The organism is Saccharothrix tamanrassetensis (assembly GCF_014203665.1).
GTDB lineage: Bacteria > Actinomycetota > Actinomycetes > Mycobacteriales > Pseudonocardiaceae > Actinosynnema > Actinosynnema tamanrassetense.
Map to the genome: position 1 here is coordinate 583985 of NZ_JACHJN010000004.1, position 14013 is coordinate 597997.

The 14013-nt window shown below is 71.7% G+C and carries 12 protein-coding genes; 7 read left to right on the forward strand and 5 right to left on the reverse strand.

Annotated features, from left to right (window positions below; genetic code table 11):
- Genes FHS29_RS15830 through FHS29_RS15845 form a run of 4 tightly spaced genes read left to right on the forward strand, consistent with a single transcriptional unit; the run spans position 1 to position 4128 of the window.
- Positions 1–993: a carbohydrate ABC transporter permease gene (locus FHS29_RS15830; protein WP_184691393.1), complete on the forward strand. Its 993-nt coding sequence runs from the start codon at positions 1–3 to the stop codon at positions 991–993.
- Positions 990–1862: a carbohydrate ABC transporter permease gene (locus FHS29_RS15835; protein ID WP_184691394.1), complete on the forward strand. Its 873-nt coding sequence runs from the start codon at positions 990–992 to the stop codon at positions 1860–1862. Before FHS29_RS15830 ends, FHS29_RS15835 begins: the two co-directional genes overlap by 4 nt.
- Entirely contained in the window at positions 1859–3133 is a 1275-nt protein-coding gene (locus FHS29_RS15840) for a 6-phospho-beta-glucosidase (protein ID WP_184691395.1), read from the forward strand. The genes FHS29_RS15835 and FHS29_RS15840 overlap by 4 nt, the downstream gene beginning before the upstream one ends.
- A complete protein-coding gene (locus FHS29_RS15845; protein WP_184691396.1) occupies positions 3133–4128 on the forward strand; it encodes an N-acetylglucosamine kinase in 996 nt (331 codons plus the stop codon). The genes FHS29_RS15840 and FHS29_RS15845 overlap by 1 nt, the downstream gene beginning before the upstream one ends.
- A gap of 126 nt (positions 4129–4254) precedes the next feature.
- On the opposite strand, the gene FHS29_RS15850 is transcribed toward FHS29_RS15845, so the two are convergent.
- Positions 4255–4653, reverse strand: coding sequence for a hypothetical protein (locus tag FHS29_RS15850; protein ID WP_184691397.1), 399 nt, complete (start codon positions 4651–4653; stop codon positions 4255–4257).
- Positions 4654–4839: 186 nt separating this feature from the next.
- Here FHS29_RS15850 and FHS29_RS15855 point away from each other — a divergent pair, with 186 nt between their 5' ends.
- On the forward strand, positions 4840–5610 hold the full coding sequence (locus FHS29_RS15855) for an SGNH/GDSL hydrolase family protein (RefSeq protein ID WP_312864932.1): 771 nt from the start codon (positions 4840–4842) through the stop codon (positions 5608–5610).
- Between the two features lie 658 nt (positions 5611–6268).
- Here FHS29_RS15855 and FHS29_RS15860 read toward each other — a convergent pair.
- The gene (locus FHS29_RS15860) at positions 6269–9082 is read right to left on the reverse strand and encodes an AfsR/SARP family transcriptional regulator (RefSeq protein ID WP_184691399.1); all 2814 of its coding nucleotides are present in this window, start codon (positions 9080–9082) and stop codon (positions 6269–6271) included.
- A gap of 183 nt (positions 9083–9265) precedes the next feature.
- Between FHS29_RS15860 and FHS29_RS15865 the strand changes: the two genes are divergently transcribed.
- Both FHS29_RS15865 and FHS29_RS15870 read left to right on the forward strand, forming a co-directional pair.
- Positions 9266–10306 (forward strand): ADP-ribosylglycohydrolase family protein, encoded by a 1041-nt coding sequence (locus tag FHS29_RS15865; RefSeq protein ID WP_184691400.1) that lies wholly within the window; start codon positions 9266–9268, stop codon positions 10304–10306.
- 494 nt (positions 10307–10800) lie between these two features.
- Positions 10801–11556, forward strand: coding sequence for an NsdA family TPR-like regulatory protein (locus FHS29_RS15870; RefSeq protein ID WP_184691401.1), 756 nt, complete (start codon positions 10801–10803; stop codon positions 11554–11556).
- Here FHS29_RS15870 and FHS29_RS15875 read toward each other — a convergent pair.
- The 3 genes from FHS29_RS15875 to FHS29_RS15885 are packed head-to-tail and all read right to left on the reverse strand — an operon-like array spanning position 11496 to position 14010.
- The gene (locus FHS29_RS15875) at positions 11496–12212 is read right to left on the reverse strand and encodes an FAD:protein FMN transferase (RefSeq protein WP_184691402.1); all 717 of its coding nucleotides are present in this window, start codon (positions 12210–12212) and stop codon (positions 11496–11498) included. The two genes, FHS29_RS15870 and FHS29_RS15875, sit on opposite strands and share 61 nt — an antisense overlap.
- 1 nt (position 12213) lies before the next feature.
- Positions 12214–12642 carry an FMN-binding protein gene (locus FHS29_RS15880; protein ID WP_184691403.1) on the reverse strand — a complete coding sequence of 143 codons (429 nt, stop codon included), beginning with the start codon at positions 12640–12642 and terminating at the stop codon, positions 12214–12216.
- 9 nt (positions 12643–12651) lie between these two features.
- On the reverse strand, positions 12652–14010 hold the full coding sequence (locus FHS29_RS15885) for a ferredoxin reductase family protein (protein WP_184691404.1): 1359 nt from the start codon (positions 14008–14010) through the stop codon (positions 12652–12654).
- Between the last annotated feature and the right edge of the window lie 3 nt (positions 14011–14013).

Sequence of the window (14013 nt, forward strand, 5' to 3'; positions counted from 1 at the left end):
ATGACCGCCACGCTCGAACGCGTGGACGCGGCGCGGCCCGCCCCTGCGAAGGGGCGGTCCCGCTCCCGCGCCCGCCACCGGCTGACCGTGCTGGCCTTCCTCGCCCCGGCGGTGCTCGGGTTCGCCCTGTTCTTCGGCTACCCGCTGATCGCCACGGTCGTGCTCTCGTTCACCAAGTACGACCTGATCAACCCGCCGGAGTGGATCGGGTTCGCGAACTACGCGTACATGTTCGCGGACAAGCTGTTCCTGACCGCGGTCTACAACACGCTGTGGTTCGTCGTCGTGCTGACCGTCGCCCGTGTGGTGTTCGCGCTCGGCGTGGCGTCGGTGATCGCCCGGCTGAAGTCGGGCGTCGGCCTGGTGCGCACCCTGTGCTACCTGCCGTCGCTCGCTCCCCCGGTGGCCGCGACCCTGGTGTTCTTCCTGGTGATGCGCCCCAACGAGGGCCCGCTGGACGCGTTCCTCGGCTGGTTCGGCATCGAGGGCCCGCTGTGGTTCGCCGACCCGGCGTGGTCCAAGCCCGGTATCGCCGCGGTGATGCTGTGGGTGTCCGGCGACCTGATGATCATCATGCTGGCGGCCGTCCTGGACGTGCCGCAGGAGCAGTACGAGGCGGCCGAGCTGGACGGCGCGGGCGCCCTGCGGCGGTGGTGGCACATCACGCTGCCGACCATCTCCCCGGTGCTGATGTTCGGCGTGGTGAACTCGATCATCCTCGCGCTCCAGCTGTTCACGCAGGCCGTGGTGGCGGGCTCGGCGGCCAGCGGCGCGGCGGACATCACGGGCGCCACGAAGAACCTCGGGTTCCCGGAGAACTCGACGCTGACGTTCCCGGTGTGGCTCTACACGCAGGGGTTCCGGTACTTCGACATGGGCTACGCGGCCGCCATGGCGACCGTGCTGTTCGTCATCTCCTTCGCCGCCACCGCACTCCTCGTCCAACGCATGCGCAAGGCGACCTACCAGGAGGAAGGAGGACCGGGCGCATGACCGCGGTACTCGACGCCCCCGTCACGACGCAGCGCAAACCCCGCGACTGGCGCGCGATCCTGGACTGGGTGGCCGTGCACAGCCTCGGCCTCGCGCTGGCGCTGATGTTCGCGCTGCCGATCCTGTTCGTGTTCCTCACCGCCGTGATGTCGGACAGCCAGGCGTTCACCAAGGACCTGTGGCCGCACGAGTGGCACTGGGGCAACTTCGTTGAGGTCTTCCAGAAGGCCCCGCTGCTCAAGTACCTCGGCAACAGCCTGCTGTACTCGCTGCTCGCCACGGCCGGGATGCTGCTGTCGTCCATCCCGGCGGCCTACGCGCTGGCGAAGCTGAAGTGGCGCGGCCGCAACGCGGTCTTCCTCCTGGTGGTGGGCGCGATGATGCTGCCGCCGCAGGTGGTGGCCGTGCCGCTGTACGACACGTGGTCCGGCCTCGGCCTGACCGGCACCCTGTGGCCGCTGATCGCGCCGTACTTCCTGTTCGACGCGTTCAGCATCTTCCTGCTGCGCCAGTTCATCCTGACCATCCCACAGTCCTATGTGGACGCAGCGCGGGTGGACGGCTGCACGGAGTTCCAGGCCATGGTGCGGATCGTCGTGCCGATGGCGCGACCCGGCATCGCGGCGACCGCGCTGTTCTGCTTCCTCTACACCTGGAACGACTACTTCGGCCCGCTGCTCTACACCGGCGAGAAGCCGGACCAGTGGACCCTCTCGCTGGCCCTGTCGTCGTTCAAGGGCATGCACCACGTGCAGTGGAACCTCGCGATGGCGGTGACCTTGCTGATCATGGTCCCGGCCGTGGTGCTGTTCGCCTTCGCCCAGCGCTCGTTCGTCAAGGGCATCACTTTCACTGGAGTCAAAGGATGAAGCTCACCGTTGTCGGGGGCGGATCGACCTACACACCGGAGCTGGTGGACGGGATCGCGGGACGGCGGACCAGCCTCGCGGTGGACGAGATCGTGCTGGTCGACCCGGACGAGGAGCGCCTGGACGTCGTCGGCGCGTTCTCCCGACGCCTCCTGGAAAACGCCGATCACCCGGCCAGGATCCGCACCACCAGCGACCTCGAAGAGGGTGTGGACGGCGCTTCCGCCGTCCTGCTCCAACTCCGCGTCGGCGGCCAGGCCGCCCGCGCGCAGGACGAGACGTTCCCCCTGATGTGCGACTGCGTGGGCCAGGAGACCACCGGCGCGGGCGGCCTGGCCAAGGCGCTGCGCACCGTGCCGGTGGTCCTGGACATCGCCGAACGGGTACGCGCCATCGCCGGCGACGACACCTGGATCGTCAACTTCACCAACCCGGTCGGGATCGTGACCCGCGCGCTGCTGCAGGCCGGGCACCGCGCGGTCGGCCTGTGCAACGTCGCGATCACCTTCCAGCGCTGGACCTCCGCGCTGCTCGGCGTCGAGCCGGAGTCGGTGAAGCTGGAGCACGTCGGCCTCAACCACCTCACCTGGGAACGCGGCGTGTTCGTCGACGGCGTCGACCGGCTGCCGGAACTGCTGGCCGACCACGGGGACGCGCTCGCCGACCACATCGGCCTGCCCGCGTCCCTGATGCGCCGGCTGGGCATGGTCCCGTCGTACTACCTGAAGTACTTCTACGACCACGACGACGTCGTCAGGAAGCAGAAGACCGACGCGCCGCGCGCGGAAGTCGTGGCCAACGTGGAGAAGGAACTGCTCGGCATCTACCGCGATGTCAACGTCGTCACCAAGCCCGAACAGCTCTCCCAGCGCGGCGGCGCCTACTACTCCGAGGCGGCCGTGCAGCTGGTGCACGCGCTGACCGGCGGCACGGGCGCGGAGCAGCACGTGGTGAACGTGCGCAACGGCCGCACACTGCCGTTCCTGCCCGAGGACGCGGTCATCGAGGTGCCCTCGGTGGTCACCAACCAGGGCGCGCAGGCGCTGCCGGTCGACCCGCTGCAACCCGCGATCTCGGGCCTCATCTCGCACGTGACCGCGTACGAGTACCTGGCGCTGGACGCCGCCGTGCGCGGCGGGCGCGACCGGGTGGCGGACGCGTTGCTGGCGCACCCGCTGATCGGGCAGCACGCGATCGCCGACGAGCTGGCCGACGAGCTGGTGGCGCGCAACCGCGACTTCCTGCCGTGGGCGAAGGGCCAGGGGGCCTGATGACCGACCGGGTACTCGCCATCGACGGCGGGAACAGCAAGACAGCCGTGGCGCTGGTGGACGTGGAGGGGCGGGTGCTCGCGCAGGTGCGCGGCCCCGGTGCCTCGCCGCAGAACGTCGGCCTGGCGCGCAGCCTGGAGGTGTTCGAGGGGCTGGCCCGTGCGGCGGCCCGGCAGGCCGGGTTGTCCGCCGACCAGCGGATCGCCACGCACACCGCCGCCTACCTCGCGGGGGCCGACCTGCCGAAGGAGGAAGAGGACCTGCGCGCCGCGATCGAGCTGCGCGGCTGGTCGGAGACCAGCGTCGTCGGCAACGACACGTTCGCCCTGCTGCGCGCGGGCACGTCGGACGGGATCGGCGTGGCCGTGGTGTGCGGGGCGGGGATCAACTGCGTCGCCGTGGCGCGGGACGGCCGCACGCACCGCTTTCCGGCGCTGGGCAGGATCTCAGGCGACTGGGGCGGTGGCGCGCACATCGGCAGCGAGGCGCTGTGGCTGGCCGTGCGGGCGGAGGACGGGCGGGGCGCACCGACCGCGCTGCTGCCCGCGCTGATCGACCACTACGGCACCCGGACCATCGCCGAGGCGGTCGAGCGGCTGCACTTCGAACAGGTCGAGTTCGACCCGCACGTGTTGTGCCCCTTGCTGTTCCAGGTGGCGGCGACCGGTGACGCGGTGGCCCACGGGGTGGTCGACCGACTCGTCGAGGAGGTCACGCTGCTCGCCTCGGTGTCGTTGCAGCGCTTGGGGCTGCTCGACGAACAGGTGGACGTGGTGCTCGGCGGCGGCGTGCTGACCGGCACCAACGGCGTCGTGGTCGACGCGGTGCGGGACCGGCTGCGCGACCTGACGCCGTTGGCGCAGGTGCGCGTGGTCGACGTGCCCCCGGTGGTCGGCGCGGCGCTGCTCGGCCTGGACGCCCTCGGTGCCGCTCCGACCGCGGAGCTGAGGCTGCGCACCGCGTACGAGCCCCTGGAAGTGGCAGCCGGGGGCTGATCAGACCCCGGTGCGGGGGAGGTGTTCGGCGGCGGCCCTCCCCCGCACCGGCCCAGGACCCCGCTGTCCAGGCGGATGTTCGGCGGCGGCGCCGCCCGGACGGCGGGCCCAACTCCCACGACGGCGTCATGCGCCCGACGTCGTCGTGGGGGTCTCACCCGTGGTCGTGGTGGTGGCGGTGATCACCGGGAAGTTGACGGACGGTTCCGGCACGGCCACCGTGGGCAGCAGCCGGACCGTCGTGGTCGACGTGATCTGCGTTGCAATCGTCTGTGTCCCGACCGTAGTCGTCACGACGGTCGTGCTCCCCCGGCTCCTGCTGGTGGTCACCGGTACCTCCCCGCCCCGGTACTCCATCGGCGGGCCATCACCGCCGGACTGGTAGGTAGGCTCCGGCGAGGTGCCTATCCGCTGTTCCGGCGGGGGTTCCGGCTCCGGGGCACGGCTCAGCGCGATACCCGTGACCACCCCGGCGAGCACGGCGAGGGCTCCGAGGGAGAGCAGCGGGAGAGGCAGACGCGGCACGGCTGGCAGATTAAGCCCGGTCACGTGACGAACCGCCCAATGCAGACACCTGGTCCCACGATCGGGTGTCACTCGGATCCCCACGATCCCGACCGGCGCTGGCGCGGGGCGGACCCGGAGAGGCATCCTGTCTTGCGCGGTTTGTCGCGCGGTCACGGGGGTGCCGCGCGCGAGGGGAGGACCCGAGTGGACACGTTGGACAGCTTCGTCGCAGTGGGGGACAGCTTCACCGAGGGCATGGACGATCCCGGTCCGAACGGCACGTACCTGGGGTGGGCGGACCGCCTGGCGGCGATGATCTCGACCCGGCAGCGGGGTTTCCGCTACGCCAACTTCGCCATCCGGGGCAAGATGCTCCAGGAGATCATCGACGAGCAGATCCCGCTGGCGGCGGCGTTGAGGCCCAAGCTGGTGACGTTCTGCGGTGGCGGCAACGACCTGCTGGTGCCCGGTTCGGACCCCGACGCGCTGGCCGAGGTCTACGAGATCGCGGTGGCCGACCTGCGCGCGGCCGGCAGCGAGGTCGTCATCTTCACCGGCTTCGACCCGAAGCACACCCCGTTCCTGAGGTCACTGCGCGGCAAGATCGCCGTCTACAACAGCCACCTCTGGTCCGTGGCGGACCGCTACCACTGCCGGGTGGTCGACCTGTGGTCGATGTCCGTCCTGCACGACCGCCGCGCCTGGAGCGCGGACCGCCTGCACCTGTCCCCCGAAGGCCACCGCCGGGTGGCGCTGCGCGCCGCCGAGGTCCTGGGCTTCGAGCCCGAGGAGGACTGGAGCACGCCTTGGCCGCCGTTGGACAACGAGGACTGGATGACCCAGCGCCGGCACGACCTGAAGTGGGCCCGCGAACACGTGGTCCCCTGGATCACCCGGCAACTGCGCGGCGAGTCCATGGGCGACGGCGTAGTCCCCAAGCGCCCCGAGCTGCTACCCGTCAGCTCCGACAACTGACCGCCACACCGTCCCCCGGCAGGCTCGCGCAAGAGTCCCCGCCAGGGAACCCCTGCTTTCATACAACCACAGGGGTACGACAATCCCGCCTCAAAAACCTGAGACCCACACACCCACCCCAGCACCCGTCACCCGCCAACCCCACCTGCACCCGCCACCCGGCATCCCCGGCAACTCGCCACCTGGCAGGCCCATAGGCCCTCAGCCCCACCTGCACGCAGACCCGCAAGATCGCGTCGCCCCACACGGAGCCCCCGCGAGGTCGCGTCGGTAGGTCGTGGCGGGGGTTAGGGGGCGCGACCCGCACCGGCGGGGGGCACAAGGACGCCCCCACGCCAAGGACGCGCCCCCCCCCCCCCCCCCCCCGCGTGGCCGCGGCGTTCGGTGGTCCATTATTCCCGCCCACCCCCCCCTCCCCCCCCCGAAAATCCGCCACGACCTACCGACTTCCAGGCGACCGAGCCCCGCCGCCTGCGAAGCAGCGGCAATCCAACACTGATCGGCCGGCACTCTCCCCCGAATGCCGGCCGACCAGCGGCCGGGTGGCTTCCCCCCTGGCATCCCCCTCCAAGAGCCACCCGACGCGCCGATCCGCCTCAGCTTGATCGACGCGCGTCTCCAAGTTCCCACGAACCCATAGTTGCGTGCTAAACATCCGCTAAACCTCGGTGGTCAACGCTTCAAGGGCCGTTCGGACCAACATCGCCTGCGGCGACCCGAGGCGTTCGAACAACCGGACGGACTCGGCCAGCTCCGCCTGTGCCGCAACGATTTCGCCCCGTTTCGCGAGCACCGAGCCGAGCACCTGGCGCCCGAACGCCTCTTCGAACTGCATCGAACCACCACGCGCCAATTCCACGCCCTGCCGCGCGTTGTCCTCGGCCTCGGCCAGCAGCCCGAGTTCCGCGTACAGCTCGGCCAGGTTGTTCAGCGCCAGCACGTAGGACCGCTCGTCGCCGTTGCGGTGGTGGATCTCCATGGCCTGGAACTGGTGCTGGGCGGCCGTTTCGAGCTGGCCGAGGCGCTGTTCGACCTGCGCCAGGTTGTTCAGCACGGCCGCCTCGCCCAGCGCGTCGCCGTCCCGCCGGGCCATCTCGACGGCTTCCCGGTAGTACCCGAGGGCTTCCTCGTTGCGCTCTTCGGCGGACAGCGAGCAGGCCAACTGGTCCAACGTCATGACCAGATAACGGGGTTCGCCGAGTTCCTCGGCTATTCGGTGCGCGCGTTCGGCGTCGGCCAGGGTGCCGCGCGTGGTCCCGGTCCAGACGTTCATGGCGTGCATCGCGTGCAGCACCAGCATCTCGCCGCGCCGGTCGACGCTGATCCGTGCCGACGCCAGGCCGAACTCGGCGATCCCGTGCCACTCGCGGCTGACCAGCCGTGCCACGCAGTACGTGTGCACCAGCCGCACCAGCTGCCACACCTGTTGGTGCAGCCCGGCTTCCGATCCCGCGTGCACCAGGGCGATGAGGTTGGGCCACTCCTTGTCGAACCAGGAGAGCGCCTGTCCCGAGGTGGCCGGGCGGGGCACGGTCGGCTCGGACGCCGCGAGGTCCACGCCGTCCGACACCGGGCGGATCAGCCGCCGCGCGTGGTCGCACGCGGCGAGGTAGTGGTCCATCAGCCGGCGCAGCGCCGCGTTGCGGTGGCCGGGCTGCTCGGCGCCGAGGACTTCACGGGCGTACAAGCGGACCAGGTCGTGCAGCACGAACCCGCCGCGCCACTGCTCGACCAGCAGGTGGGCGTCCGCCAAGTCCGCCAACCGGCTCGCGGCCGTGCCCAGGTCCGTCTGGCACAGCGCGGCGATCGCGTGCGGGCTCACCCACCGGCCCGGTACCAGACCCGCCGCCCGAAACGTCTCCGCCAGTTCCGGCGGGAGGTTGCGGTAGGACACCGCAAGCGCTCTCGCCACGCCGACACCCGTGTCGGCCAGGTCCAGGGTGCGCAGCCGCGCGTCGTCGTCGGACAGCTGCGCCACCAGCGCCTCGACCGTCCACTCCGGACTGAACACCAGCTTCGCGGCCGCTATCCGCAGCGCCAGCGGCAGGTTCCCGCACAGCTCCACCAGCATCCGCATGGCCACGGGTTCCTGCTCGGACAACGGTTTGCCGACCACCTCGTCGACCAGCCGCACCGACTCGTCCTCGCGCAACGCGTCCAGCGTGAGCATCCGCGCGCCGTTCGACACGACCAGCGACTCCAGCCGCCGTCGCGAGGTCACCAGCACCACCGACCCCGCGCCGGGCGGCAGCAACAGCCGCACCTGCTCCGGATCCCACGCGTCGTCCAGCACCACCAGCACCCGCCGCTTGGCCAGCACCGACCGGTACAGCCCCACCCGGTCGTCCAGGTCGCGCGGCACCCCGTCCGACGGCACGCCCAGCGCCAGCAGGAACCGGGCCAGCACCTCGGCGGGCGCCACCGGCTCGCGGTCCGGCGCGAAACCGTTCAGCGACGCGAACAGCAGCCCGTCCGGGAACTGCTCGGCCCGCCGGTGCCCCCAGGTCACCGCCAGCTCGCTCTTGCCGATCCCCGGCGCCCCGTTCACCACCGCGATGGTCGTCGCGGTCAGATCACGGGAGTCGCACAGCCGGTCCAGCCAGGTCAGTTCCTCGTCCCGCCCGATGAACCCGGACGCCGCCGCCGGCAGCTGCGCCGGCACCACCACCCCCGGCCGGGGCGGCACCAGCGCCACCGGCTCGGCCAACCCCGGCGAGCTCAGCGCCGGGTCGTCGCGCAGCACCTGCTCGTGCAGCACCCGCAGCTCCGGCCCCGGGTCGATGCCCAGCTCGTCCACCACCCGCCGGTGGAACCGCTGGTAGGCCTCCAGCGCGTCGGCCCGCTGCCCCGACCGGTACAGCGCCCGCATGATGTGCCCGACCAGCCGCTCCCGGAACGGGTACTCGCCGACCAGCTGACGGAGCTCGCCCACCAGCTCCAGGTGCCGGCCCAGCTCCAGCTCCGCCTCGACCCGCTCCTCCAGCGCGGCGAGCCGGAGCTCCTCCAGGTCCGTGGTGATCGGCTCGCCCGGCACGTCGGCCAGCACCTGCCCCCGCCACAGGCCCAGCGACTCGCGCAGCAGCTGCGCCCGGATCGGCGCCGGCTTCCCCCTCGCCGACGACACCAGCTGGCGCGCCCGGTGGAAGTCCAACCGCCACGGGTCCACCGCCAGCTGGTAGCCCGGCGGCGTGGTCAGTATCCGCGCCGAGCCCGCCGGGTCCGCCTGCTCCAGCATCCGCCGCAGCCGCGACACGTAGCCGTGCACGATGGTCCGCGCGGTGGCCGGCGGGTCGTCTGCCCACAGACCGTCGACGATCTCGTCGATCGGGACGACCCGGTTCGCCTCCAGGACCAGCATCGCCAGCAGACCGCGCATCCCCCTGCGGCCGATCACGAGCTGGCGGCCGTCCGCGAGCACCTGCAACGGCCCGAGCACACCGAACTCCAGCCCGCTCCTGCTCCGGTCGGCCATGCCCCTCCCCCGCCTCGGTACGTGCACCGGTCAGTTCGGCTTCGGTCACTGGTCAGGTGCGCCGGCGGCACCGTTGGATACCTGTGGGTAGATGTTGCTTGCTCAACTAGCCGTGCTCCCATGACCGGACCACCCCGCGGCGGCTAGGGTTTTGGCCCCAGCCGACGCAGTGCAGGAGGGCAAGTGCCGCGCGAGCCGATGAGCGTGGTCGACCGTGGCGCCGCCTGCCTGTTGGGCGGCGCCCTCGGCGATGCCCTGGGCGCGCCCATCCAGTACTCGGGGTGGACGGATATCCAACGAGATCACGGGCCGGAGGGTGTTCTGGAACCGCCGCGTCCCGCTCTGGTCACCGACGACACCCAGCTGACCCTGTTCACCGCCGACGGCTACCTGCGGGCCTGGGTGCGTGGCCGGAACACCGGCGAGTGGGAACCGGTCGACACGGTGTGGCAGAGCTACCGGCGCTGGCTGGTGACGCAGCAGGTCGCCGCGCCGGAGCAGGGCGCGATTGGGCTGGTCGGCGACGAGCGGCTGTACTCCAGCCGGTCACCCGGTCTGACCTGCCTCCGGGCGCTGGCCGCGGACACCGCACCGACCCCGGAGGAACCGCACAACGAGTCGTCCGGCTGCAACGGTGTGACGAGAACCGCACCCGCGGGTTTCGCCCCGAGTGCCGACATCGCCTACGACCTCGGTTGCCGGTTCGCCGCACTCACCCACGGCGGCACCGGCGGCTGGGTGGCCGGCGGGGCGTTCGCGCTGCTCATCCACCTGATCGCGGTGCGCGGACGGCCGTTGCGCGAGGCGGTGGACCAGGTCATCGGGCGGGTGCTGCGGGACGACCCGTACACCGCGAACTCGCTCAACCGGGCCGTGGTCTTCGCCGAGGAGCACCGGGCGCTGGGGTTCGACTCGGTGCGGGTGGACCGGCTGGGCAGCGGGTGGACCGGTCCGGAGGCGTTGGCGATCGCGGTGCACACCGTGCTGGTGTACCCGCGCCGGTCGGAGTTCGTCGACGCGTTGCGGGCGGCGGCGAACCACTCCGGCGGCAGCGACGCCACGGCGGCGTTGACCGGCAACATCCTGGGTGCGCTGCACGGCACGGCGGCGCTGCCCCGCGACTGGCTGGCGGGGCTGGAACTGGTGGACCTGTTGACGCGGTTGGGCCGGGACCTGGGCCATTCGGTGGTCGGCTCGGAGTTCGACTACACCCGCTACGAGTAGGCACGGCCCGACGTGGCGGGTGGGCGCGGTCCCGGCGCGAGCGACGGCGGTGCGAGGAGGCCCTCGCCGGGGCGGTGCGAGGAGGCCCTCGCCGGGGCGGTGCGAGGTGGCATCAACAGACGGCCTCGGCCGCACGATCCCGAATGCGTGCGACCGAAGCCGGCTCTCCACGCGGCCGACGCCGGGGCACGCCCCGAGCGCGAGACCCGGCTGACCTGCGTGGAGCGGGAAACCCGTGGCCGGAACGGTAGCAGAGCGCGTGCGCGCTATCACCCGCGGCCCATCTCCTTAACACTGTGAAGCAGTAGCGCACCACCGTTGACCGCAGGTTTGGGACGGGACGCGATCGTGCGGGCGGCAGCCCGCGGCTGTCCCGGTTCGGCGGGTGACGTCGACGGGGTGACATCGGCGGGTAGCGTCGGCGGCAGGACGACCAGCCGGAGGTGCCCCGTGGACGACCCGACACCCGACGCCACCGCCGTGATCGGCCGGTAGTGCCGGAGGGCATCCGGGCCGTCACCCGGCTGCTGATCGACCTGGACGGCCGCCCCGACACCCGCGACCTCGGCACGCCGGCCGTCCGGACGTTCCGCGCCGCACCCCCGGTCACCGCCGGGAACGCCGCGGCGCTGGCGGAACTGGCCGAGGTGGTCGGCTGGATCCTGTTCGAGGAGGAACGCCAGGCCGAGGCGCACGCGCACAACCTGGCCGCACTCGCCCTCGCCCGCCGCGCCGGCGACCGGGGCGTCGAGACGTTGACCTTGCTCAACATGGCCATGCAGCGCTCCCACGTCGGCCGCTTCGAGGAAGCGCTGAGCCTGGCCGCCCGCGGCGAGGCGATCACCCGTTCGCCGAAGGTCCGGGCGATGTTCGCGCTGCGCCAAGCCCGCGCCCACTCCCGGATGCGCCGCGCCACCGAGGCATTCCGAGCCTTGGACCGGGCTCAAGCGGTACTCGAGGACGACGACACCGCGCCGCCGTGGGCCTGGTGGATCGACGAAACCGAGCTGCGCGGCCACCAAGGGGCCGTCCTGGCGAACCTGGGCCGTTTGGCGGAAGCCGTCGAGACGTTCCCCGCCGACAACGACCTCCGGTTCCGGGAGGTGGTGCAGGCCATGCGGTTCCGCACGCTCAAGGCCTTGGACGAGTGGGACGGCCCGATGCCCGCGTTCGCCAGCCCCAGGGCGGTTCACGCGGCGATGGGCAGACCCGGGGTGCGGTACACGCGTTCGGTCGCGTCCACCGCGTAGACCTCGCACCCGTCCTGGGACGCCGCCCAGGCGATGCCGTCCAGTCCCATCGCGAACGCCGCCGTGGCGGTCGCGTCGGCGGTGGTCAGTGACGGCGCGTACACGGTCAGGCTCAGCAGTTCCGTCACGGGCGCACCCGTGCGGCCGTCGACGATGTGGTCGCCGCGCTCGTAGCGGGCCGAGGTGGCGACCGCGCCTTCCGTCACGTCCAGCACCACGCAGAACCGGTCCGCCCGCAGCGGATGCCGAACGCCCACCCGCCACGGACCGCCGGCCGCCACCACGTCGCCGCCCGCGTTCACCACGAACCGCGAGGAGCCGCCCTCCGCCAACAACCCGGCCGCCCGCTGCACGGCCCAGCCCTTGACGATCCCGCACGGGTCGAGCCGGCGACCGGGCAGCCGCACCTGGAACGCACCGCCGGTCGCCAGCCGGTAGTGCTCGCACAGGTCCAGCACGTGTGCCAGGTCCGGGCTGAGCTCGGTCGGGGCGAGCTCGGCCCGGTCCAGCCGGGACACCTCGCTGTCCGCCCGGAACGGGCTGAACCGGGCGTCCGCCGCACGCAGCCACTCGAATGCCCGGTCCACCGCGGCGGTGTCCCCGTTCCTGAGGTCCACCGAGATCGGCAGGCCCATGACGTGCTCGACCCGGCGCACGTCAGTCCTTCGCGTCGATCGCGGCCTGGAGCGACTCGACGTAAGCCTCGCTGGTCGTCGTGGCACCGGAAACGGTGTCCACGTCGGCGCTCTGCGCGGTCAGCGTCTCCCGCACGAGCACCGGCACGGCCTGCCGGGTCGGCGCGCTGCCGGGCTGCTTGAGCATCTTCACGGCGGTGATGCGGTCGCCGTCGAACGTGACCTGCACCTGCACGTCGCCGTGACCGGTGCGGACCAGCGAACCGGACACGGTCTGCGCGTTCCCGCCCGGCGCGGCCGATCCGGTGGTCGATCCGGCGGTCGGCGGAGCGGACGCCTCAGGCGCTCCGGCCGCTTCGGGCACGGCTACCGTCTCGGGCCGGGCTTCGAAGCGCCACAACGGGATCAGGCCCGCGACGGTCAGCAACAGGATCGGCACTGCTCTCTTCACGGCTCCCCCTCAACCCGCCAGGCTGAAACGTTCGGCGTGCACCTGCTGCTTGGGCACGCCAAGCTCGCGCACGCTCTGCAACACGGCGCTGGTCATGCCGGGCGGACCGCACACGAACACGTCCCGGTCGCGGATGTCCGGCACCGCACGGGAAATCGCCCGCGGGCCGAGCGGTGGTCCGTCCGGCGTCCGGGCGTTCGACGGGCCGGTCACGACGTGCAGCACCGCGCCGCGGTTACGGGCGAGACCGCGCAGTTCGTGCAGCAGAACGGCATCCTGCGGCCGGCTCACCCGGTAGATCACCACGACGTGCCCGCGCAACTCCTCCAGCAGCGCACGAACCGGCGTGATACCGACACCTCCGGCGACGAGCAGCGTGTTCGGCCGCGTTTGGTGCAGGGTGGTGAACGCCCCGTACGGGCCCTCGGCGAACACCCGCGTGCCCGGCTTCAACTCCCGCAGAGACGCGCTGCCCTCGCCCAACGCCTTGGCGGTCAACCGGAGGTGACGCCCGTCGGGTGCGGCGGACAGCGAGAACGGGTTCGCCTGCCACCACCGGTCACGGGTCAGGAAGCGCCACAGGAAGAACTGGCCCGCCCGCGCGGGCAGCCTGTGCAGGTCGCGGCCGGTGATGTAGATCGACACCACGTCCTCGGACTCCGGCACGACGGAGATGACGCGCAGCCGGTGCCGGACGTTCCGCCACAGCGGCAGCACGAGTCGTCCGGCGATCACCGAGCCGAGGGCGAATCCCCAGACGCCCCACCAGTAGGCGGTGGCCGCCGGGGACGCGGTGAACGTCGTCCCGACGCCGATCTGGTGTGAGAACGCCAGCACCACCGCGATGTACGTGTAGAGGTGGATGAAGTGCCACGTCTCGTAGGCCATCCGCCGCCGCGCGAACCGGGCGGACACCCCGCCCACCAGGAGGATCAGCACCAGCGCGACGATCGCCCGCAACACGCCCTGCACGGTCGTGGCCAACGACACCAACTCGTCGACCGGTGGCAGCGACGCGAGTCCGGCATACCCGAAGGTGATGAACACCGCGTGCGCCAACAACATCCACAGCAGCGAGAACCCGACCCAGCGGTGCCAGGACGTCAGCCGGTCCATGCCGAGCCTGCGGTCCAGCCACGGCAGCCGGGCCACCAAGAGCAGTTGGAACGCCATGAGCAGCGCCCCGTACAGGCCCGTGAGCCGGCCGACGAGGACCAGCGCGTTGGACGACAGGCCCGCCGCCACGAACAGCGCGGTGACCACGGCCACGTTCGCGGCCAGCACGGCGTACAGGCCGGCGCGGGCCACCGCCTTCGGGCGTACCGATCTCGGGCGCACTGCGGGCGCCGACTGCCAGGCGGTTGTCACAAG

Coding starts and splice junctions, on each gene's coding strand:
- FHS29_RS15830 (WP_184691393.1), top strand. CDS start 1: ATGACCGCCACGCTCGAACGCGTGGACGCGGCGCGGCCCGCCCCTGCG.
- FHS29_RS15835 (WP_184691394.1), top strand. CDS start 990: ATGACCGCGGTACTCGACGCCCCCGTCACGACGCAGCGCAAACCCCGC.
- FHS29_RS15840 (WP_184691395.1), top strand. CDS start 1,859: ATGAAGCTCACCGTTGTCGGGGGCGGATCGACCTACACACCGGAGCTG.
- FHS29_RS15845 (WP_184691396.1), top strand. CDS start 3,133: ATGACCGACCGGGTACTCGCCATCGACGGCGGGAACAGCAAGACAGCC.
- FHS29_RS15860 (WP_184691399.1), bottom strand. CDS start 9,082: ATGGCCGACCGGAGCAGGAGCGGGCTGGAGTTCGGTGTGCTCGGGCCG.